The sequence below is a fragment of the Rhodovulum bhavnagarense genome, from assembly GCF_004343505.1.
Classification (GTDB): Bacteria; Pseudomonadota; Alphaproteobacteria; order Rhodobacterales; family Rhodobacteraceae; genus Rhodovulum; species Rhodovulum bhavnagarense.
Map to the genome: position 1 here is coordinate 138443 of NZ_SLXU01000003.1, position 19916 is coordinate 158358.

The following is a 19916-nucleotide window of genomic DNA, read 5'->3' on the forward strand; positions in this document are numbered from 1 at the left end:
CATTTCAGACTGCATCCCGTCCCCCCGTGGTCCCGGCAATCCGGTGAGGATGGGTATAGACCTCGCACCTTTCTCCGCGCGCCCAGGCGACCAGCGTCAAACCGGCCGCGTCTGCCGTCGCGACCGCGCGCGCGGTTGGGGCAGAAACCGCCGCCAGAATGGGCGCGCGGGCCAGCACCGCCTTTTGGACCAATTCGATTGACAGCCGGCTCGACATCACAACGATCCCGCCCGACAGGTCCGCACCCGCCCGCGCGCGCGCCCCGATCAACTTGTCCAGCGCGATGTGCCGGCCGATATCCTCGCGCAGCGTGCCAAGCCCTTTGCCCGGGGTCCAGAAACCGGCTGCATGTGTTCCTCCGGTCTGCGAATGCAGGGTTTGAACCGCCCGCATATCGGACATCGCGCGGACGATCTCTGCCCGTGTCACGCGTAGGCCACAGGCTGGCAGGGGGGGCAGGGGGCGTTCTGCCGCCGCGAGGCTGTCAAGCCCGCACAGACCGCAGCCCACCGGCCCGACCATCGCGCGGCGCCGTGCGGCCAGCCGGGCACCGACGGGCGCGGCAAGCCACATCCGCATCTCTATCCCGGTATTGTGCTCGACGCGCTCGATCGCCGTGATCTGGTCGGGGGACGCTACGATTTCCTCGCTCAGCGCAAATCCAAGTGCGAAATCCTCCAATGCGACGGGGCTTGCCATCATTACCGCCTGGGTGGCGCCGTCGAAACTGAGGGCCACGGCGCATTCGCGCGCCAGCACCCTGTCTGCCGGCCGCATGTTATCCTCCGCAAGAACAAGCGCGCGGGCAGGAAAAACAGGCCGGGTCATTGGATAGGTCTATCTGGGGACGTTTCTATCCGTCGGGCGCATTTGGCTTGGCGTGCCGCCCGCCGTTGCCAGTCCGAGGGGCCATTGGCCAGGCCGACCTGAACCGCGGTCACCTTGTATTCGGGGCAACTTGTCGCCCAGTCGGCATTGTCGGTGGTGACCACGTTGGCCTGCGTGTCGGGATGATGAAAGGTGGTGTAGACAACTCCCGGCGCCACCCTTTCGCTGAGCGTGGCCCGCAGCGTCGTTTCGCCCGTGCGCGAGGTCAGTTTTACCAGATCAGCCTCATCTATTCCGCGCTGTTCGGCGTCGTGGGGGTGTATTTCCAGCCGGTCCTCGCCGTGCCATGCGCAGTTGGCTGTGCGCCGGGTCTGGGCGCCCACGTTGTACTGGCTGAGGATACGACCTGTCGTCAGCAATAGCGGAAAGCGTGGACCCGTTCGTTCCTCGGTCGCGACGTAATCGGTGATCACGAACAGCCCCTTTCCACGCACGAAACCATCCGCATGCATTACGGGAGTGCCCTCGGGGGCTGCTGCGTTGCAGGGCCATTGGACCGAGCCTTGACGGTCGAGCAGGTCATAGCTGACCCCTGCAAAGGCCGGCGTGACCGCGGCGATCTCGGCCATGATCTCTTCGGGATGGCCATAGGTCCAGCCCGCCCCCATGGCGTTGGCAAGCCCTTGCGTCACCTGCCAGTCCGCCAGCCCGGCCCTGGGGGCCATCGCCCGGCGCACGCGGTTGATCCGGCGTTCGGCATTGGTGAACGTCCCGTCCTTTTCGAGAAAGCTCGATCCGGGCAGGAATACATGGGCATAGCTGGCGGTTTCGTTCAGGAACAGATCGTGGACCACGACCAGGTCCATCGCTTTCAAGGCCGCGGTGACATGGGCCGTGTTCGGGTCCGATTGCGCGATGTCCTCGCCCTGGATGTAGATCCCTCGGAAACTGCCATCGCAGGCCGCGTCCAGCATGTTCGGCAGGCGCAGCCCAGGCTCTGCCGATAACGGCACGCCCCACGCGGATTCCAGCATCGTTCGGGTAGAGGTGTCCCCGACATGGCGATAGCCGGGGAATTCGTGCGGGAAAGATCCCATGTCACAAGCCCCCTGCACGTTGTTTTGACCACGCAGCGGGTTCACGCCGACGCCTGGACGCCCGATATTGCCCGTCGCCATCGCCAGGTTGGCGATGGCCATCACGGTGGTAGAGCCCTGCGAATGCTCGGTCACGCCGAGGCCGTAATAGATCGCCGCGTTCCCGCCGGTTGCGTAAAGGCGCGCGGCCGCGCGGACCTGCTGTGCCGGTACACCGGTCACGCCCTCGGTGGCCTCGGGCCCGAGGTGGTCCAGTGCCACGAAAGCGGCCCACTCGGCATAGGCGTCAGCCTCGCAGCGCTCGGCGATAAAAGTCGTGTCAGTCAGCCCCTCGGTGACGATCACATGCGCCATCGCCGTCAAAAGCGCCACGTTCGTGCCGGGGCGCAGGGGCAAGTGGTGCGTGGCGCGCAGATGCGGGCCGCGAACCAGGTCGATCCGGCGCGGATCGGCCACGATCAGGCGTGCCCCAGCCCGCAGCCGCTTCTTGAGGCGTGAGGCAAAGACCGGATGTCCGTCGGTGGGGTTGGCCCCGATCACCAGGATCACGTCGGCCTGCTCCACGCTGTCGAAATCCTGCGTCCCGGCCGAGGTTCCCAAGGTGGTCTTTAGCCCATAGCCCGTTGGCGCGTGGCAAACGCGTGCGCAGGTATCCACGTTATTGTTTCCGAACACGGTGCGGATCATCTTTTGCACGAGGAATGTTTCCTCGTTCGTGCAGCGCGACGAGGTAATTCCGCCAATGGCGTCCACGCCATGCGTGTCCTTGATCGCATTCAGGCGCGCAGCGGCAAAGCCGAGGGCCTCGTCCCAATTGACCTCTCGCCAGGGCTGATCGATCCGCTCGCGGATCATCGGTGTCAGGATGCGATCGGGATGATGAACATATCCCCAGGCAAACCGTCCCTTGACACAGGAATGGCCGCGGTTTGCCTTGCCTTCCTTCCAAGGTACCATGCGGACCAGCCGATCGCCTTTCATCTCGGCCCTGAAGGAACAGCCGACCCCGCAATAGGCGCAGGTCGTCACCACCGCGCGATCGGGCGTGCCCTGCGCGATGACCGTGTTTTCCTGCAAGGCCTCCGTCGGGCAAGCCTGTATGCAGGCGCCGCAACTCACGCAGTCCGAAGACATGAAATCGGCCGCACCGGTTGAAATCCGTGCTTCGAACCCCCGCCCCTCGACGGTCAGCGCGAATGTGCCCTGTACCTCGTCGCAGGCGCGCACGCAGCGATAGCAGGCGATACATTTGGACGGGTCGTAGGTGAAATAAGGTGTGGTTTCGTCCCTCGACCGGTAGCGCGGGTTGGCCTCGCCGTTCTGGCGCGGGGTGAAGTGGTTCGCGCCGGGGTCATAGCGCATGTCGCGCAACCCCACCGCGCCGGCCATGTCCTGCAAGCGGCAGTCGCCATTGGCCGCGCAGGTCAGGCAATCCAGCGGGTGGTCAGAAATATAGAGTTCCATCACGCCACGGCGCAGCCGTGCCAGGGTATCGGACTGGGTATGCACCTGCATGCCTTGGATGGCCGGCGTAGTGCAAGAGGCCGGCATGCCGCGCCGCCCCTCGATTTCGACCATGCACAACCGGCATGACCCGATGGGCTCCAGGTTGTCAGTGGCGCAGAGTTTCGGAATGTCGATCCCGAGTTCGGCCGCGGCGCGCATTACGCTGGTGCCTTCGGGCACCGTTACGGAATGGCCGTCGATGGTCAGCGTCACGCTGTGCGCCGCTTCTCGGGCCGGGGTGCCGAAATCAGGATCGGGAAGGATGAAATCTCTCATCTTCGGCCCTTTCTGGTATGTCGCTCGACCATCCTTGTGCGCGACCCGCTCATTCTGCTGCTGTCCTGTGGCCGTTGAAATCCGCGGGAAAATGTTTCAACGCGCTTTCGACGGGGTAGGGGGCAAAGCCCCCCAGCGCACAAAGTGAACCCTCGCGCATCACCTCGCACAGATCGGCCAGCAGGGGTGCGGCCTGCGGATCGCCCGCGATCATCCGGTCAATTGTTTCGATCCCGCGCACCGCCCCGATGCGGCAGGGTGTGCATGTGCCGCAGCTCTCGACCGCGCAGAATTCCATCGCAAATCGGGCAAGCCGGGCCATGTCGGCGCTATCGTCATGGACAACGATGCCCGCATGCCCCAACAGTCCCCCCGCCGCCGTGCATTCTTCGTAGTCGAGCCGCGTGTCAAACAGCGCGGGTGGAAAATAGGCCCCCAACGGGCCGCCCAGTTGAACCGCCTTGATCGGGCGGCCAGTGGCCGTGCCGCCGCCGATATCGGTGACGAGTTCACCCAGCGAAATGCCAAATCCTGTTTCGAACAGCCCGCCATATCGCACGTTGCCGCCGATTTGTACCGCAACTGTCCCGCGTGAGCGCACCGTGCCATGCGCGGCATAGCCAGGGGCGCCATCGGCAAGGATATGTGGCACGGCTGCAAGCGTCAGCACGTTATTGACCACCGTTGGTCGCCCCAGGAACCCGGCGATCGCGGGCAAGGGCGGTTTGGGGCGTACCGTGCCGCGCTTGCCCTCCAACGAGTTCAACAACGCGGTTTCCTCGCCGCAGACATAGGCCCCCGCGCCCAGTCGCAGCTCTATCGAAAAGCCGATATCGGTCAGCACATGATCGGAAAATACATTAATGGCATCTTTTAGTATTCTGTTTGCATTAGTATATTCGGATCTGAGATAGATGAAGCCCCGATCGGCCCCGACCGCGCGGCCCGCAATCGTCATGCCCTCCAAAAGGGCAAAGGGATCGCCTTCCATCAGCATCCGATCGGCAAAGGTGCCGCTGTCACCCTCGTCTGCATTGGCCACGATCACCTTGGACGGCGCGTTGGTTTCCAGCGTGGTGCGCCACTTGATCCCGGCGGGAAATCCCGCACCGCCGCGTCCGCGCAAACCGCTTTGGATGATTTCCTCGACGATTTCCATTGGGGTCATGGCTTGTGCCCGTGCCAGGCCTGAAAGGCCTCCATGGGCGCGATAGGCGTCGAGGTCCAGCGGGTCGATCACACCGCATCGGGCAAAGGTCAGGCGTGTCTGACGGGCGAAAAAAGGAATGTCCCCGATTGCTCCAAGGGCCTTGGGGTGATCGGTAAAATCGTTTTCAAATAATAATCCTACATCGTCTTCTTCAAGTGGCCCAAAGCCCGTTCGAACACCTTCGCGCGAGACTTCCAGCAAGGGTTCGAGCCAGACCATCCCGCGCGATCCGGTCCGCACCAGGTTCAGTCCGATCCCGCGGCGGCTTGCCTCTTGCTCAATACGCAGTGCAACGGCCTCGGCCCCCAGGGCCAGCGCCGCCGTGTCGCGCGGAAGGTATAGCGTGAGTGTCATTTCTCCAGCTCCGCCAAAAGCGCCTCTGCCCCGGCCCGACCGCGCGGTACGCCGTTGATCGTCGCCGCAGGCGCACAGGAACAAAGGCCAAGACAATAGACCGGTTCCAGCGTCACCACGCCATCGGCGGTGGTCTCGTGCCAGTCAACCGACAGTGCGCGGCGCAGGGCCTCGCCAAGTTCCGCGCCGCCCATCGCCTGGCATGCCTCGCCCCGGCAAACCCGCAGGAGGTATCGACCGGCGGGAGCAGTGCGGAAATCGGGATAGAAAGTGACGACGCCATGCAATTCGGCGCGGGACAGATCCAGCACATGCGCGATTTCCGGCAAGGTCTCGGCTGGGATATGGCCGAATTCCGCCTGAACCGCGTGCAGCACCGGCAGAACCGGGCCGTCGAGATGGCGATGGGCCTCGGCAATCTGGCGGGCGCGTGGGACGGGGTCGGTCATGGGAGGCTCCGGTAGATGCATACGCCAGTATGCCAACCAAGCGCCCTGCCGATCAATCCACAGGCGACACCGCAGGCGGGGAAACCGACCTTGTTTGGGCGCGCGCGGCTCAGTCCGTGGAAACGGTCTGCCAACGTGCCTCGAGCATTTCTATCGCCCTGACACGGTCCTCGGTCCTGGGATGGCTCATCAACCAGGCAGGAACCACGCCGCCGCGCGCGCCGGCCAGGCGTTCGAGCTTGGCAAAAAGCTTCTTTTGCGGCCCCGTGCCGATCCCGGCCTTGGTCAGCAATGCGGCGGCATAGGCATCAGCCTCGTATTCGTCCTGCCGCGACAGGCGCGCGCTCAGCACACGACTGAGCGCATTCGCGACGAATACCCCGATACCGGGCAGAAACCGCGCCAGCACCATCGCCAGCGCCGTGCGCAGCGCGTTCTGGCCGGAAAAGTCGATCATCCGCCGTCGTGTATGCCCCAGTGCGACATGCCCCAATTCATGCGCGATGACGCTGGCCAGTTCCTCGGCCGTGACCTCACCCGCGCGATAGCGATCATAGAATCCGCGGGTAAGGAAAATGCGCCCGTCAGGCGCGGCCAGTCCGTTGACCGGAGCGATCTCGTAAATGTCGACGCGGATGCGAGGCAGGTCCAGAGCCTGCGCCATGCGATCGGTCAGCGCCTTGATCCGCGCATCTGCCAGCTCGGTCGATCTCGCGTCCAGTTCGCGCCGTGTTCGCCATGCAGAGAAATGATACATGGCAAGGGCGTAAAGGACGGCCAGCAGAATCGGGGTCAGCTTGAGCATGGATCGCATATGGGGCGCGTTGGTGGCCACGGCAAGCCACACCGCCAGGCAACGGCGGGTGAAACCGAATCTGAACCCTTGATTGTCAGGCTCCGGTGGTAGTCTGGACACGAAAGGAATTCGGGATGTCGATCGGTTTGCGCTCGCTGGTGCTGGTCGTGGTTCTTGCCGTGCCGCCCCGTGATGCGACGGCGGGGGCGATGTCGTTGCTGGGTGACGGCGGTTTCTTGGGTTCGGGCGCGGGCGGGGCCCTGATCGCCGCGCGTCCGGAATCCTCCTCGATCACAGGCCCCAGCCTGTTTGCAGGGATCGGTGGGACGGGGATCTTGGCGCCGATGGCGCGGCGCGGCGCGGCGACCGCACCGCCGGATGGAATGCCATGGCTGGGGGCGGCGGGAACGCGCGACGCGGTCGCCGCCGGCATCCGCGACCTGGTCGCCCGAGCCGAGGCGGGGACGAAAGGCTATGACGCCGTACAGCATGGCGCAAGGCTGCGTCCGCCGCGTGCGCCCACCCGCATGACCCTTGCCGAGATCGATGCCTGGATTCGTGCCACCCCCGGCCAGCCCCATGCCATCGGCCGTTACCAGTTCATTCCCTCGACGCTGCGCCGCCTCGTGGCCGAGTTGGGCGTCGCGCAAAGCGCGGTGTTTTCGCCCGCGCTTCAGGACGCTTTGGCTGATCGTCTGCTGGACGAGGCGGGGCTGAGCGATCTTCTGGCCGGGCGGTTGGCCCGCCGGGCATTCATGAACAACCTCGCACGGGTTTGGGCGGGGCTGCCGAATTCGGGTGGAAAATCCCATTATCATGGCTTCGCAGGCAACCGCGCAACGATGTCCTGGGCGCAATTCGAGACGCAGATGGGCAGGATCTTTCCCGGCTGAGGGGCACATGGGGCGCGCTTATCGGCTCAGCGTTCTCATGCCGCGCTCGATCCCTTCCAGCGTCATGGGCACCATGCTGTTCCCGAAAATCTCGCGGATCATGCCGATCGACTGGGTATAGTCCCAGAACTTTTCTGGAACGGGGTTGATCCAAAGGCTATCGGGCCAGGCCGCGCGGGCACGTTCCAGCCAGATGCGTCCAGGCTCGGGATTCCAGTGTTCGTTCGCGCCGCCGGCAAAGGCGATCTCGTAGGGCGACATGCTGGCATCGCCCACGAAGATACACTTGTAATCCGGGCCATAGGTATGCAGCACGTCCCAGGTCGGTATGACCTCGCTCCAGCGGCGGCTGTTGTCGCGCCAAACGCCTTCGTAAAGACAATTGTGGAAGTAGTAATATTGCAGGTGCTTGAACTCTGCCCGCGCGGCAGAGAACAATTCCTCGACCACCGCGATGTGGTCGTCCATCGACCCGCCCACATCCAGAAATAGCAGGATCTTGACGGCGTTGCGCCGCTCTGGTCGGGTCTTGACGTCAAGATAGCCGTGATCCGCGGTCGCGCGGATCGTGCCGTCGAGATCCAGCTCGTGATGCACGCCCTCCCGCGCCCAGCGGCGCAGCCGTTTCAGCGCGACCTTGATGTTGCGCGTGCCCAGTTCCACCGTGTCGTCCAGATTGCGAAACTCGCGCCGGTCCCAGACCTTGACCGCGCGGCGATGGCGGCTTTCGGTTTGCCCGATGCGCACACCCTCGGGGTTGTAGCCATAGGCGCCGAAGGGCGAGGTGCCGGCGGTGCCGATCCACTTGTTGCCGCCCTGGTGGCGGTCCTTCTGTTCGCGCAGGCGCTCCTTGAGGGCCTCCATCAACTTGTCAAATCCGCCGAGGGATTCGATCTGCGCGCGCTCTTCCTCGGACAAGTGCCGTTCGGCCAGTTTGCGCAGCCAGTCCTCGGGAAGATCCAGCGCTTCCAGCACGTCGCCCGGTGCGATCTGTTCCAATCCGCCAAAAGCTTGCGCGAAGGCTTGGTCGAAACGGTCAAGAAGCCGTTCGTCCTTTACCAGGACAGTCCGGGCGAGGAAATAGAATGCCTCCGCGTCATAGGTCACGAGACCGGCTTTCACGCCATCGAGAAAACTCAGGTATTCGCGCAGGGAGACGGGGATGCCGGCATCGCGCAGGGTCTGGAAAAAAGGCAGGAACATGGGGTCCGATCGGGCAGGGTCAGAATGAGGGGCCTAGCCGGGGGGGCGCGGCGGGATTCAGGGCGGCGATCTCTGAGAGCCGGGCGCGCACTTCGGTTTCAGAGCCGAAACCGTAGCGCGCCCATCCCAGCGCGTCGCGGCGCACCGCGCGCGCCTCGCTGGCGCGGCCCTGCGCCTCTAGCGCCTCGGCCTTGATCATCAACATCGAGGATAAAAGCGCGGCGTTCTGCGAGTTGACCGTAGGTGCAAGATTGCGATTGATGAACTCAAGCACGATATCGGGCTGTCCCGAGGATAGCGCGAAAGCCGCCAGATGCATGGCGACATGGGCACGTTGTACACGCGTTTCTGGCCGCGCGGCATAAATCTGGCCCGCCTCAAGGAAGGCGCGCAGCGCCGCGTCGCCCTCGCTGGCAAGCGTGAGGCGTCCTTTTGCAAATAGGCTGAAGGCCAGGCGCGAATCCAACCAGCCATTCGCGCGCGCGATCTCGACCGCGCGGTCGGCGGCCTGGCGTCGCTGGCTGGCTGCGGTGCGCGGGCCAAGCGCGGTCTCGATCGCGTCGATCCAGTCGCGCGAGGTGGGTGCGACGGGCGGGCGTTGCGATATCCTTTCGCCCGCCGGGTTGAGGCGGGCCAAAAGCGCGGGCAAGCGCTGGGCGACCTCGTCCCGGGTCATCCCGTTTTCCAGCTCGGGCGCGTAATAGGCGCGCAGGACGAGCATATCGAAACCGGTCAGGACGGTGTGGAAATTATCATCGTTGAACACCGAATCCGGCAGCCGGTAAAGATCGTTGAGTGGACCAAGCGCCTGCGCCAGTTCCTCGTGCAGGCAGTCGCGCAATTCTTGCGGGCTTACATCGCCCGGCACAAAGATCGCCACTTGATCCCGCTGGGTCAGTGTTGCCCATTCCACACGATCGGACCGGCGGGCGCGACGGTACTCGTCCCAACTCGTGACGCGGGGCGCGACGAAACAGGCCGCTTGCGGGACCAGTCGTTGCAACCTGTCCCGTGGCAGAACCTCGATGGTGATCTGCGCGGCCTGGTTCGTGGCGACGCGGCGGATGTCGATGCCGGCCTCGCGTCGCAGCCGCTCAAGCAGGACGGACAGATCGGGGCCAAGGCTGGGCGGGGCCTGCCCTGTGACGCGCACCGATACAGGTTCGTCGAACCGGGTCATCGCGGGCAAGCTGCGCCCGCTTTCCATGCGAAAGGCAAGATCCAGGAAATCCTGCGCGATCTGGGTATTCGGCCTTTCCGGCGCATCGGCCCTCGTTGGCGGAAAGGTCATGATCGGCGGCAAGGTGACCGGCCCTTGCGGCAGGCGAGACGGGGGGGTGGACATCTGCGCGCCGCAGGCCCCGAGCAATAGGACGGACATCAGTGCTGCGCGCAGCATGGCCTAGTTCCGCACGTATTTGATGAACGGCGTGACCTGTCCGATCCGATCATAAAGCTGGCGCGCGGTCGCGTTGAACGATTGCGTCATCCAGTAGACGCCGGCAACACCGCGCGCGTCGGCGGTGGCATAGACCGCCTCGACCAGGGCCCGCCCGATCCCCGTGCCGCGCAGCGTGGGATCGACATACAGGTCTTGCAGATAGCAAACACCCTCTGGTTTCCAGCAGTGGCGGTGAAAGATGAAATGCACCAGCCCCACAGGCCGCCCTCCCATGACCGCCAGCCTGCATCCCATCTCGGGATCGCCGCCGGGCAACAGCCGCGAAAAGGTGGTCTCAAAGACCGATTGTGGAACCGAGGCCTCGTAAAAGCTCAGGTACTCCGTCCACAGACGATGCCAATCTGGTCTGTCTGCGGCCGTCAGGGGGCGGATGATGGGATCGCTCACGGGCACGGGCCTCTTGCAGCGGCGTCTGCCGGATATCTTGCCTTTGCCCATCTTGCGAGAGCGCCGACCCCTTCACAAGAGCGATTGCACCGGTCTGGGTCTTGCTCAGATACCGCGCCGTGCCATAAAGGCCAGCCGCTCGAACAATTGAACGTCCTGTTCGTTTTTCAACAGCGCGCCATGCAGCCGGGGCAGGGCGGTCTTGCCCTCGCGACGCAGGTCCTCGGGGCTCAGATCCTCGGCCAGAAGCAGTTTCAGCCAGTCCAGCACCTCCGATGTCGAGGGCCTTTTCTTTAACCCGTCCGTCTCACGGATCTCGTAGAACCGGGTCAGCGCCGCATGCAGAAGATCGCGCTTGATGCCGGGGTGATGAACCCCGACGATCCGTTTCATCGTCTCGATGTCGGGAAAGCGGATGTAGTGGAAGAAACAGCGCCGCAGGAATGCGTCGGGCAATTCCTTTTCGTTGTTCGAGGTGATGATGACAACGGGGCGCTGCGTCGCGCGCACCGTTTCGCCGGTTTCATAGACATGAAATTCCATCCGGTCGAGTTCCTGCAGCAGGTCGTTCGGAAACTCGATATCGGCCTTGTCGATCTCATCGATTAGCAACACCACCTTGTGCGGTGCGGTGAACGCCTCCCACAGCTTGCCACGCCTGATATAGTTGGCAATGTCATGCACCCGCGCATCGCCCAGTTGGCTGTCGCGAAGGCGGCTGACGGCATCGTATTCATAAAGCCCCTGCTGGGCGCGGGTGGTCGACTTGATATGCCATTCGATCAGGGGCAGTCCCAGGCTCTGCGCGACCTGGCGGGCCAGTTCGGTCTTGCCGGTGCCCGGTTCGCCCTTGACCAGGAGCGGACGTTCCAGCGCGACGGCCGCGTTCACCGCAACCGCCAGGTCGTCGGCGGCGACGTAACTGTCAGTGGAGCCGAACTGCATGGGTCTCGTCCCCTATCCAATTGAAAATCCGGGGCGACCATAGCGCGCCTTTCCAAAGCTTCAAGCGGCATGTAACAGGCCATAGCATAGTGACAGATGGGTGCGATTGGGCTACACGCTGCCCCAGATGCGCCGGGGGAGAGTCGCAGATGGATGATGGATCGTCCGGCAAAACCGAGGGAGCAGAGATGAAAGCCGAAGTTTTCCTGCCCGACGATTACCGGCCTGCCGAAGACGAACCTTTCATGAACGAGCGCCAGCTCGAATATTTCCGGCGCAAGCTGATCGGTCTCAAGAACGAGGTTCTCGACGAAAGCCGGAGCACGCTTGAAGGGTTGCAGGACGGAACGCGCAACATCCCCGATATCGCTGATCGCGCCAGCGAGGAAACGGATCGCGCCCTGGAACTGCGTATCCGTGACCGCCAGCGCAAGCTGGTCGCCAAGATCGATGCCGCCCTGCGCCGGATCGAGAATGGTGATTACGGATATTGCCAGGAAACCGGGGAACCGATCTCGCTCAAGCGGCTCGATGCGCGTCCCACCACAACCCTGAGCCTTGAGGCACAAGAGCGCCACGAGCGCCGAGAGCGTGTCCATCGCGACGACTGAGGCGGAACGAAAAGCCCGTCAAAGAGAGGGCATCATGGCCTTGCAAGGACGAAAAATCACTGTTCTGGGTGCCGGTATCGCCGGTCTCGCTGTTGCCACAGTGCTCGCCCGTCATGGTGCAGAGGTCGTCGTACTCGAGCGCGCAGATGCCATTCGCGAGGTAGGGGCGGGGCTACAGATCAGTCCCAACGGTGTCAGCGTGCTTGATGCGCTTGGGCTCGGCGAGACGCTGGCCCGGATCGGCATGCGCGGGCGCGAGGTGGTGCTGCGCGACTTTCGCCAAGGGCGCGAGGTGCTGCGTCTTGACCTGTCGCGTTCGGAGGGCGGGTATTATTTCATTCACCGGGCCGACCTGATCGACATGTTGGCGGATGCCGCGCGGGCCGCGGGCGTCCATATCAGGCTTTTGCACGAGATAACCGGCCTTGCGCTGGATGACGACCGCGTGCACCTGAGTACGGCGCAGGGCGCGCATCTGGGGGCCGATTTGGTGATCGGGGCGGATGGGCTGCACTCGGTGGTGCGCGGGCTTTTGAATGGGCAGGCCTCGCCCGACTTTACCGGCCAGGTTGCCTGGCGGGCCACCGTGCCCGCCGATGGACGGGTGGCACCGATCGCCACCGTCCACATGGGGCCGGGGCGGCACCTTGTGCATTATCCGCTGAGGGGCGGCAAGCTGGTCAATATCGTCGCTGTCGAAGAACGTCGCGACTGGGTCGCCGAGGGCTGGAACCACGATGATCAGCCCAACAACCTGCGCAGCGCCTTTGCAGGGTTCGGCGGCGCGGTGCCCGCGTTGCTGGAGCGGGTCGAAAAGGTCAATCTATGGGGCCTTTTCCGTCACCCGGTCGCAACCAACTGGCACAAGGGCCGTGCCGCGATCCTGGGCGATGCGGCACATCCCACTCTTCCCTTCCTCGCGCAGGGTGCCAACATGGCGCTGGAAGATGCCTGGGTGCTGGCTGCGGCTCTTGCCGCCCATGACGATCACGAAGCCGCCTTTGCCGCGTACCAGGCAGAGCGCCGTCCGCGCACGATGCGCATCGTCGATGCGGCAAGCCGCAATGCCCGCAATTACCACCTTTCCGGCCCGTTACGCATGGCCGCCCATGCCGCCTTGCGTGTTGGTGGCGCATTGGTGCCGGGCGCGCCGCTCAGGCGGTTCGACTGGCTTTACGCCTACGACGCCGCTGCGCGCCACCCGCTGGTGGCCGCACCGATGGGCTGAGGCTCAGGCGTCCAGCGTCAGCCAGACCGGAACGTGGTCAGAGGGTTTGTTGCCGCCGCGCAGCGCTGCCTCTATCCGGCAGTCGGTCATCAGGTCGGCGGCCTGCGGCGTCAGCAGCATGTGGTCGATGCGGATTCCGTCATTTCGGTCCCAGGCGCCGCGCTGGTAATCCCAGAAACTGTAATGGCCGGGCCCTTGGATGCGGGCCCGGAAAGCCTCGGTAAAGCCAAGGTTGACGATCCGTCGGAATGCCGCGCGGGTCCGGGGCAGGGCCAACGCATCCTCTGCCCAGGCCGCGGGGCGGGCGGCATCTTCGTCCTGGGGAATGACGTTGTAATCGCCAGCCATGATGGCGGGTTCCTCGGCTTCCAGCAGGTCACGGGCACGTTGCTCCAGCCGTTGCATCCAGGCCAGTTTGTAGTCGTATTTCGGCCCCGGCGCGGGATTGCCATTGGGCAGGTACAGACAACACAGGCGCACCGCGCGCGCGCCCATGACCGTGGCCTCGATCCAGCGCGCCTGGTCGTCGTCGTCATCGCCCGGCAGCCCACGGGTGACATCCTCCAGCGGTAGTTTCGAAAGGATTGCGACCCCGTTGAATCCCTTTTGCCCGTGGGTTTCCAGGTTATAGCCGCGCTCCTCGAACGGTTCTCGTGGAAACGCGGCGTCCTCGGACTTGATCTCCTGCAACAGCGCGACATCGGGGCCGGCCTCATCCAGCCATTTCAACACGGTCTCGATCCGCGCCTTCACGCCGTTTATGTTGAACGTGGCGATCTGCATCCGTGCACCCCCGAGGTTCCTGCTTTGGGCGAAATATCCCCGCCGGAGGCGAGGAAGTCCATGGCAGGACCGCCTTCGGCGAGGATATTTTCACCAAAGCAGTTCAGAGCCTGGCGCGCTCGGCGATCGCCGTCCCCGCGGCCCAGCCCGAGGACCAGGCCCACTGGAAATTGTAACCGCCCAGCCAGCCGGTCACGTCCACCGCCTCGCCGATGGCGTAAAGGCCGGGGACGAGGCGGCTTTCCATGGTTCGGGCGTCCAGCCCTTCGGTCGCGATACCGCCCAGCATCACCTCGGCGGTGCGATAGCCCTCTGTGCCCGTCGGGGTCAACCGCCAGTCGGACAGTGCCGCGGCCAGCAGCGCAAGATCGCAGGCGTCGAGCGCGGCCAACTGCCCGGTCAGCCCGGCGCGCGCGGCCACATGCGCGGCCAGGCGCGCGGGCAGGCGCGTGGCCAGCGCGTTGGCCACGTTCTTGCGGCCCGCGCTGGCCCTGATCTCTTCCAGTGCCTGCCCGGCGTTCTGTCCGGGCAAGAGGTCGATCACGATTTCCTCGCCTTCGCGCCAGTAGGACGAGATTTGCAGCATGGCGGGCCCCGAGAGCCCCCGGTGAGTGATCAGCATCGCCTCTGAGAAGCTGATTTTGCCCAGGCTTGTACGGACCGGCGCGGCGAGGCCTGCAAGCGGTTTGAGCGAGTCCAGCGCAGGGCCTGAGAGGGTGAAGGGGACCAGCGCGGGACGGGTATCGGCGATCCGGTGGCCGAACTGGCGAGCGATACGAAGGGAAAAATCGGTTGCACCCATTCCCGGGATCGACTTGCCGCCGGTGGCCAGCACCAGCGTGGCGGCGCGCAGGCGTTTTCCGTTATCGAGTTGGACGTGAAAGCCCGCGTCGTCATGGGCGATCCCGGCCGCGCCGACACCCAACTGAAGTCGCGCGCCGGACCGGTTCATCTCCGCCAGCAGCATGTCGACGATCTGAGTGGCTTTCCCGTCGCAAAAGAGCTGGCCCCGGGACTTTTCATGCCAGGCGATGCGGTGCCGCCCGACCATGTCGAGGAAATCCCACTGGGTATAGCGGGCCAGGGCGGATTTGACGAAATGCGGGTTTTCGGACAGGTAGTTGGCCGCTCCCGCATGCAGGTTCGTGAAATTGCATCGCCCGCCGCCCGAAATACGGATCTTTTCCCCCGGTGCGCGCGCGTGGTCGATCACCATGACCCGTGCACCGCGCCCGGCGGCATGGGTCGCGCACATCATTCCCGCGGCGCCCGCGCCGATGATCAGGCAATCGAGATCTGTCATGGAGGGGTATTGCGCGTGGGCTGCGCCTGCCGCCTGTGCGCTCAGCCGTCCTTGCGGACGGTCTTGCGCCCGGTGACCATCGGGGTCACGAGGTTTTCACCCTTCCACTTGTTGTAGAAACCGATGGCGGCGACGTGCAGCGCGACAAGGCCGAGGACAACCCAGCCCATCACGTCATGCAGCGACAGCGCCGCCAGCCGGCTGTCGGAGCCCACGTATTTGGCAAGCGGGCCGACATTGATGTAATCCTCGGGGTCGACGAACAGGCCCGACCCAGCCTGCACGGCCAGCACCGCCAGCAGAACGAAGACGAAAAACCCGCCCAGCGGGTTGTGCCCGCGCCAGTAAGACGGCTTGCGGCGAAACATGCCGAAAACATATTTCAGGATCGAGAACGGCCCGTAGGCAAAATTCGCGAACCGGGCGTGTTCGGGGCCGACAAAGCCCCAGATCACGCGAAAGGCAAGCAGCCCGAGCACCGCGTAGCCGAAATAGAAATGCAGCGTCATGACGTCCGGGCCGAACTGGCCCAGACCCCAGGCCGCGACCACGCAGAGCGTGAGCGACCAGTGAAAGATCCGCAACAGCGGATCCCAGACGCGGACGGTTTCCAGATCGGATCTATCGGTGCTCGGGCTCTTGGTCATGGATCAGAAATCCTTGGCGCGGTAGTCGTCATGGCAACCCTTGCAGGTGCCGCCGACCTTTTGCAGGGCCTTGCCCATCTCTGCCTTGTCGAGACCGGCCACCTCGTTCAGTTCGTTGACCGCCTGGACATAGGCCATGCCCTTTTCACCGACACCGGCCTGGTCTTCCCAGATGGCGGGCAGGGCGCGGGTCTTGCCGGGCATGTCGGCATTCGAGGTGCCGGGCGCATAAAGGTGGCCGATGTTGTACTGGGTCATGATCTTGAGGTTGCCGGCCAGGGTCTCTGCGCGGGCACCGTCATACTCGACGTCGCCCTTGGCCATTGCGCTCAGGCCGGCCATGTTGGCGCCCAGCATCTTGTAGTAGCCGCGGCGGGCCTCGACGAGATCTTCAAGGCCGGCGGCAAAGGCACCGGCCGGGGCGGCGGCGATGAGGGCAGTCAGAAGAACCTTGCGCATGAAATGCTCCTTCAGTGCGGTGTCAATTCGAGGTTGCGATAGCACGCGACAGTTACACGGTCACGTTACGGATTTCCGTCGCCCATATCACGATTTCGTGCCATGGGGTCCAGCGACGCACCGGCGGCATCTTGCCGATTTTCGGCGGTTTTCGCTGGCGTGGGTCTCTCATGATGTGGGGTCCTGCGCAAGCGCATCTACCGCGCGCAGTTGCACAGACTGGGTGCGTCCGGCGCGGGCCGCAGCGACCAGTGCAGCAAAGATCGCGCGCTGTCGGCGCGCATAGACGAGATGCTCGGGGTGCCACTGGACACCCAGGGCAAAGGGGTCGCGGGTTCGTTCCACCGCCTGGATCATGCCGCCACGGTCATGGGCGGCAATGCACAGGTCGCGGCCCAGCCGGTCGATTGCCTGGGAGTGCAGGGCATTGACCCTCATCTTGTCGGTCCCCGCGATCGCCGCCAGTCGGGTCCGCGGGCAGACATTCACCTGTTTGCGCGGCAGGATCGTCCAGTGCCGGTCAGAGCCTGCGTGAACCTCGTAAGCGTTCTGGTGGAGCGTGCCGCCCAGCGCAACGTTGATCATCTGGGCGCCGCGACAGATGCCCAGCACGGGCATGTCGCGGGCGATTGCGGCCTTTATCAGATCACGTTCCAGCGCGTCGCGGGCCGGGTCCAGGCGGGCGGCGGCGACCATCTGCATCATCCCGTAGAGATGGGGCGAGATATCGTCGCCGCCGCCGATTACAAGGCCGTCCACGCAGTCAAGATCCGCGTTGCGCCCCGTTCCCCAGCGCACCGCCCGCCCGCCAGCCAGCCACAGGTTGAGTGCGACCAAGGGAAAAATGCGCCAGCCCGACCGTTTCGAGGTGGTCACGGCGATCCGGGGTCTGGGGGTCATGGGCCGGCCCATAGCGCCAGTTCGTCAAGCCGTGTCTCGACATGGGCCAGCCAGTCGGGACGGGTGCTGATGAATTGGCCGCGATAGTCCAGCCAATCATCGGCCAGCCGGTCCAGATCCATGGGTCTGGCTGCCAGCGCCTCGACCATCGCCCAGCGATTCCACTCATACGCGATGCGCCAGCCGATCTCGTCGATGCGGCAATCGGGCAGGCGATAGTGAAAGGCAGGGCGGGCCGATACCGATCGCGCCTCGTCGCCCAGCGCGGCGCACAGGCGATCCTCGTCGAGGTGGCGCAGGCAGGGCAAAAGGTCCAGCCCCCTGTTTCGGGTAGGCGTATCGGCCAGGTAGGCCTCTACGAGCGCGTCCAGCGACCAGGTCCGCGCCTCACCCGCCAGCCGGTCGACAAAGCGGCGGGGATAGGGCTCGATGAAAGGCATGACGCGGCGCGACGGGTCGATCGGATCGGCATTTCGCAACCAGTCTTCAAGAAGGGCAAAGGCGCGCAATACCGGCAGGATCGCCCCTGCCGTTTCATCCGCGATCTCGGGATTGAGGTGCAGCCCGTAGCCAAGAAACATCCCTTTACGGCTGCCTGTGGCGCCGGCTTTGCACAGATGGCCGCGCAGGTTTTCCAGCTCGGGCATGTCGTCGGGTGCAAGAGGGGGCGTGACGATTTCCACGGGCACCACGGCCCGTGACAGGTCAAGCCCCAGATCGGCAAGCGCGTTGCCCGCCTTGTCGCGCCAGGCGGTGTCCAGGCATATCCCGATATCGCCCAGCGTCGTGTCCTGCACGCTCAGTTCATGGGCATCTATCTGGCCGATCCGCCCGCCCAGTGCCGCGACGACCTGTTGGGCTGCCTCTGTCTCGGTCAGCCCTCCGAACTCGATCTCGACGCCGACGCGGCGTGGAAAGCCTTTTGCGGTCATACGCGGTGACAGGGGCAGGAACCGGTCGCGCGGGACAAGGGCGGTTATGCCATCCATGGGCGGATTCACATTGCGAACGAGGTTCCGCAGCCGCAGGAACTTGACGCGTTGGGGTTGTCGATGGTGAATCGCGCGCCGATCAGCTCCTCGGAAAAGTCGATCACCGCCGATTGCAGGAAGGGCAGGGAAACGGGGTCGACCACCACGGTTTCGCCCGCGCCTTGCAGTACCAGGTCGTCCTCGGCCACCTCATCGAGCCGGATATCGTATTGAAACCCCGAGCATCCACCGCCCTCGACGGCGATACGAAGCGCCTTGCCCTGGCTGGCGGCCCCGATTTCCTTGAGCCGTTCAAAGGCGCGGTCGGTCACTTTGGGGGGAAGGTTCAGGTGCATCGCGTGGCGTTTCCCTGTGTCAAAACGTTCATTTCCTGAATATATGGGCCGAAATAACGTCGGAACAAGCAACGAGACGGCCCATGCTTGCCCCCTATGCCTGTAAACCCGATCAAAGCCGCGGGCGGCTTTTCCTCGAAGAGGAAAGCGCCTTTCGCTCGTGCTTCCAGCGCGATCGGGATCGGATCATCCATTCCTCGGCCTTTCGCCGCTTGATGCACAAGACGCAGGTTTTCGTCGTCCACGAGGGCGACAGCTTCCGCACGCGGCTGACCCATTCGATCGAGGTGGCGCAAGTGGCGCGCACCATTGCCGGGGCGCTTGGGCTGAACCCCGAACTGACAGAGGCGGTCGCGCTGGCCCATGACCTGGGCCACACGCCCTTTGGGCATACTGGCGAGGATGCGCTGGCCGCGCTGATGGCGCCCTTTGGCGGATTCGATCACAACGCACAGGCCATCCGCATCGTCACCCGGCTGGAGCGGCACTACGCTGAATTCGACGGGCTGAACCTGACCTGGGAGGCGCTGGAAGGCATCGCCAAGCATAACGGTCCCGTGTCCGGCCCGTTGCCCCATGCGCTGGCCGAATATGACGATCGTCACAATCTTGAACTCTCCACCCATGCCAGCGCCGAGGCGCAGGTGGCGGCATTGGCCGACGACATCGCCTATAACAATCACGACTTGCATGACGGGTTGCGGGCGGGGTTGTTCACCGAAGACGAGATCGCGATCTTGCCAATCATCGGCGACTGCTTTGCCGAGGTCGATCGCGCCTGGCCGGGGCTCGATCCCAAGCGGCGTCGTCACGAGGCGCTGCGGCGGGTCTTCGGGGTGATGGTGTCGGACGTGATCGACCAATCCCGCACCACGCTTGACGAGACTGCCCCGGACAGCGCGGCCGCGGTGCGCGCGCTGGGCCGCCCGGTCATCCGGTTTTCAGATGCGCTCTGGTCCGATCTGAAAGAAATTCGCGCCTTCTTGTTTGCCCGAATGTACCGTGCGCCCTCGGTCATGTCGGTGCGGGCCGAGGTGACCAAGGTTGTTGAGGCGCTGTTCCCGCTCTACCTGGGCATGCCTGCGCTGTTGCCCGAGAAATGGCGCGCGGACGTGGCCGCCGCACCCGATAAAGCCGCGTTGGCGCGTATTGTCGCCGACTACATCGCAGGCATGACCGACCGCTTTGCGATGCAGGAACATGCCCGGCTGGTGAGCTAGGCTCCCGTTGACCTCGCCCGCCCCCGTGATA

The 19916-nt window shown here is 64.4% G+C and carries 20 protein-coding genes; 4 read left to right on the forward strand and 16 right to left on the reverse strand.

Annotated elements, in window-relative coordinates:
- Positions 1-4 precede the first annotated feature (4 nt).
- The 5 genes from fdhD to EV663_RS05735 all read right to left on the reverse strand — a co-directional run bounded on the left by fdhD (position 5) and on the right by EV663_RS05735 (position 6526).
- The gene (gene fdhD, locus EV663_RS05715) at positions 5-829 is read right to left on the reverse strand and encodes a formate dehydrogenase accessory sulfurtransferase FdhD (RefSeq protein WP_132950828.1); all 825 of its coding nucleotides are present in this window, start codon (positions 827-829) and stop codon (positions 5-7) included.
- The gene (gene fdhF / locus EV663_RS05720; protein WP_132950829.1) at positions 826-3708 is read right to left on the reverse strand and encodes a formate dehydrogenase subunit alpha; all 2883 of its coding nucleotides are present in this window, start codon (positions 3706-3708) and stop codon (positions 826-828) included. Before fdhF ends, fdhD begins: the two co-directional genes overlap by 4 nt.
- A gap of 49 nt (positions 3709-3757) precedes the next feature.
- The gene (locus EV663_RS05725) at positions 3758-5272 is read right to left on the reverse strand and encodes a formate dehydrogenase beta subunit (RefSeq protein WP_132950830.1); all 1515 of its coding nucleotides are present in this window, start codon (positions 5270-5272) and stop codon (positions 3758-3760) included.
- Entirely contained in the window at positions 5269-5721 is a 453-nt protein-coding gene (locus EV663_RS05730) for a formate dehydrogenase subunit gamma (RefSeq protein ID WP_132950831.1), read from the reverse strand. Before EV663_RS05730 ends, EV663_RS05725 begins: the two co-directional genes overlap by 4 nt.
- A gap of 109 nt (positions 5722-5830) precedes the next feature.
- Complete coding sequence (locus EV663_RS05735; protein ID WP_132950893.1) at positions 5831-6526, reverse strand: M48 family metalloprotease; 696 nt, start codon at positions 6524-6526, stop codon at positions 5831-5833.
- 125 nt (positions 6527-6651) lie between these two features.
- On the opposite strand from EV663_RS05735, the gene EV663_RS05740 reads away from it, so the two are divergent.
- A complete protein-coding gene (locus EV663_RS05740) occupies positions 6652-7410 on the forward strand; it encodes a lysozyme family protein (RefSeq protein ID WP_132950832.1) in 759 nt (252 codons plus the stop codon).
- A gap of 18 nt (positions 7411-7428) precedes the next feature.
- Here the strand turns inward: EV663_RS05740 and EV663_RS05745 are convergent, their stop codons facing one another.
- From EV663_RS05745 to EV663_RS05760, 4 genes are all read right to left on the reverse strand, one after another.
- A complete protein-coding gene (locus EV663_RS05745; RefSeq protein ID WP_132950833.1) occupies positions 7429-8613 on the reverse strand; it encodes a vWA domain-containing protein in 1185 nt (394 codons plus the stop codon).
- Positions 8614-8632: 19 nt separating this feature from the next.
- On the reverse strand, positions 8633-10012 hold the full coding sequence (locus tag EV663_RS05750) for a DUF2927 domain-containing protein (RefSeq protein ID WP_132950834.1): 1380 nt from the start codon (positions 10010-10012) through the stop codon (positions 8633-8635).
- Between the two features lie 3 nt (positions 10013-10015).
- Positions 10016-10462 (reverse strand): GNAT family N-acetyltransferase, encoded by a 447-nt coding sequence (locus EV663_RS05755; RefSeq protein ID WP_243697880.1) that lies wholly within the window; start codon positions 10460-10462, stop codon positions 10016-10018.
- Between the two features lie 105 nt (positions 10463-10567).
- Positions 10568-11407, reverse strand: a complete 840-nt coding sequence (locus tag EV663_RS05760) for an AAA family ATPase (RefSeq protein ID WP_132950836.1) — start codon at positions 11405-11407, stop codon at positions 10568-10570.
- A 188-nt stretch (positions 11408-11595) separates the two neighbouring features.
- Here EV663_RS05760 and dksA point away from each other — a divergent pair, with 188 nt between their 5' ends.
- Entirely contained in the window at positions 11596-12018 is a 423-nt protein-coding gene (dksA, locus tag EV663_RS05765; protein ID WP_132950837.1) for an RNA polymerase-binding protein DksA, read from the forward strand.
- Between the two features lie 34 nt (positions 12019-12052).
- Positions 12053-13246, forward strand: a complete 1194-nt coding sequence (locus EV663_RS05770) for an FAD-dependent monooxygenase (RefSeq protein ID WP_132950838.1) — start codon at positions 12053-12055, stop codon at positions 13244-13246.
- Between the two features lie 3 nt (positions 13247-13249).
- Here EV663_RS05770 and xth read toward each other — a convergent pair whose 3' ends face one another.
- The 7 genes from xth to EV663_RS05805 all read right to left on the reverse strand — a co-directional run bounded on the left by xth (position 13250) and on the right by EV663_RS05805 (position 18659).
- Positions 13250-14029, reverse strand: a complete 780-nt coding sequence (gene xth, locus EV663_RS05775; protein ID WP_132950839.1) for an exodeoxyribonuclease III — start codon at positions 14027-14029, stop codon at positions 13250-13252.
- Between the two features lie 103 nt (positions 14030-14132).
- On the reverse strand, positions 14133-15332 hold the full coding sequence (locus tag EV663_RS05780; protein WP_132950840.1) for a BaiN/RdsA family NAD(P)/FAD-dependent oxidoreductase: 1200 nt from the start codon (positions 15330-15332) through the stop codon (positions 14133-14135).
- A gap of 41 nt (positions 15333-15373) precedes the next feature.
- Positions 15374-15979, reverse strand: a complete 606-nt coding sequence (locus EV663_RS05785; RefSeq protein ID WP_132950841.1) for a cytochrome b/b6 domain-containing protein — start codon at positions 15977-15979, stop codon at positions 15374-15376.
- Positions 15980-15982: 3 nt separating this feature from the next.
- The gene (locus EV663_RS05790; RefSeq protein ID WP_132950842.1) at positions 15983-16438 is read right to left on the reverse strand and encodes a c-type cytochrome; all 456 of its coding nucleotides are present in this window, start codon (positions 16436-16438) and stop codon (positions 15983-15985) included.
- Between the two features lie 168 nt (positions 16439-16606).
- On the reverse strand, positions 16607-17338 hold the full coding sequence (locus tag EV663_RS05795) for a gamma-glutamyl-gamma-aminobutyrate hydrolase family protein (RefSeq protein WP_132950843.1): 732 nt from the start codon (positions 17336-17338) through the stop codon (positions 16607-16609).
- Positions 17335-18327, reverse strand: a complete 993-nt coding sequence (locus EV663_RS05800; RefSeq protein WP_132950844.1) for an amidoligase family protein — start codon at positions 18325-18327, stop codon at positions 17335-17337. Before EV663_RS05800 ends, EV663_RS05795 begins: the two co-directional genes overlap by 4 nt.
- An 8-nt stretch (positions 18328-18335) precedes the next feature.
- The gene (locus EV663_RS05805; protein WP_132950894.1) at positions 18336-18659 is read right to left on the reverse strand and encodes a HesB/IscA family protein; all 324 of its coding nucleotides are present in this window, start codon (positions 18657-18659) and stop codon (positions 18336-18338) included.
- An 89-nt stretch (positions 18660-18748) separates the two neighbouring features.
- Here EV663_RS05805 and EV663_RS05810 point away from each other — a divergent pair, with 89 nt between their 5' ends.
- On the forward strand, positions 18749-19885 hold the full coding sequence (locus EV663_RS05810) for a deoxyguanosinetriphosphate triphosphohydrolase (RefSeq protein ID WP_132950845.1): 1137 nt from the start codon (positions 18749-18751) through the stop codon (positions 19883-19885).
- Positions 19886-19916 lie beyond the last annotated feature (31 nt).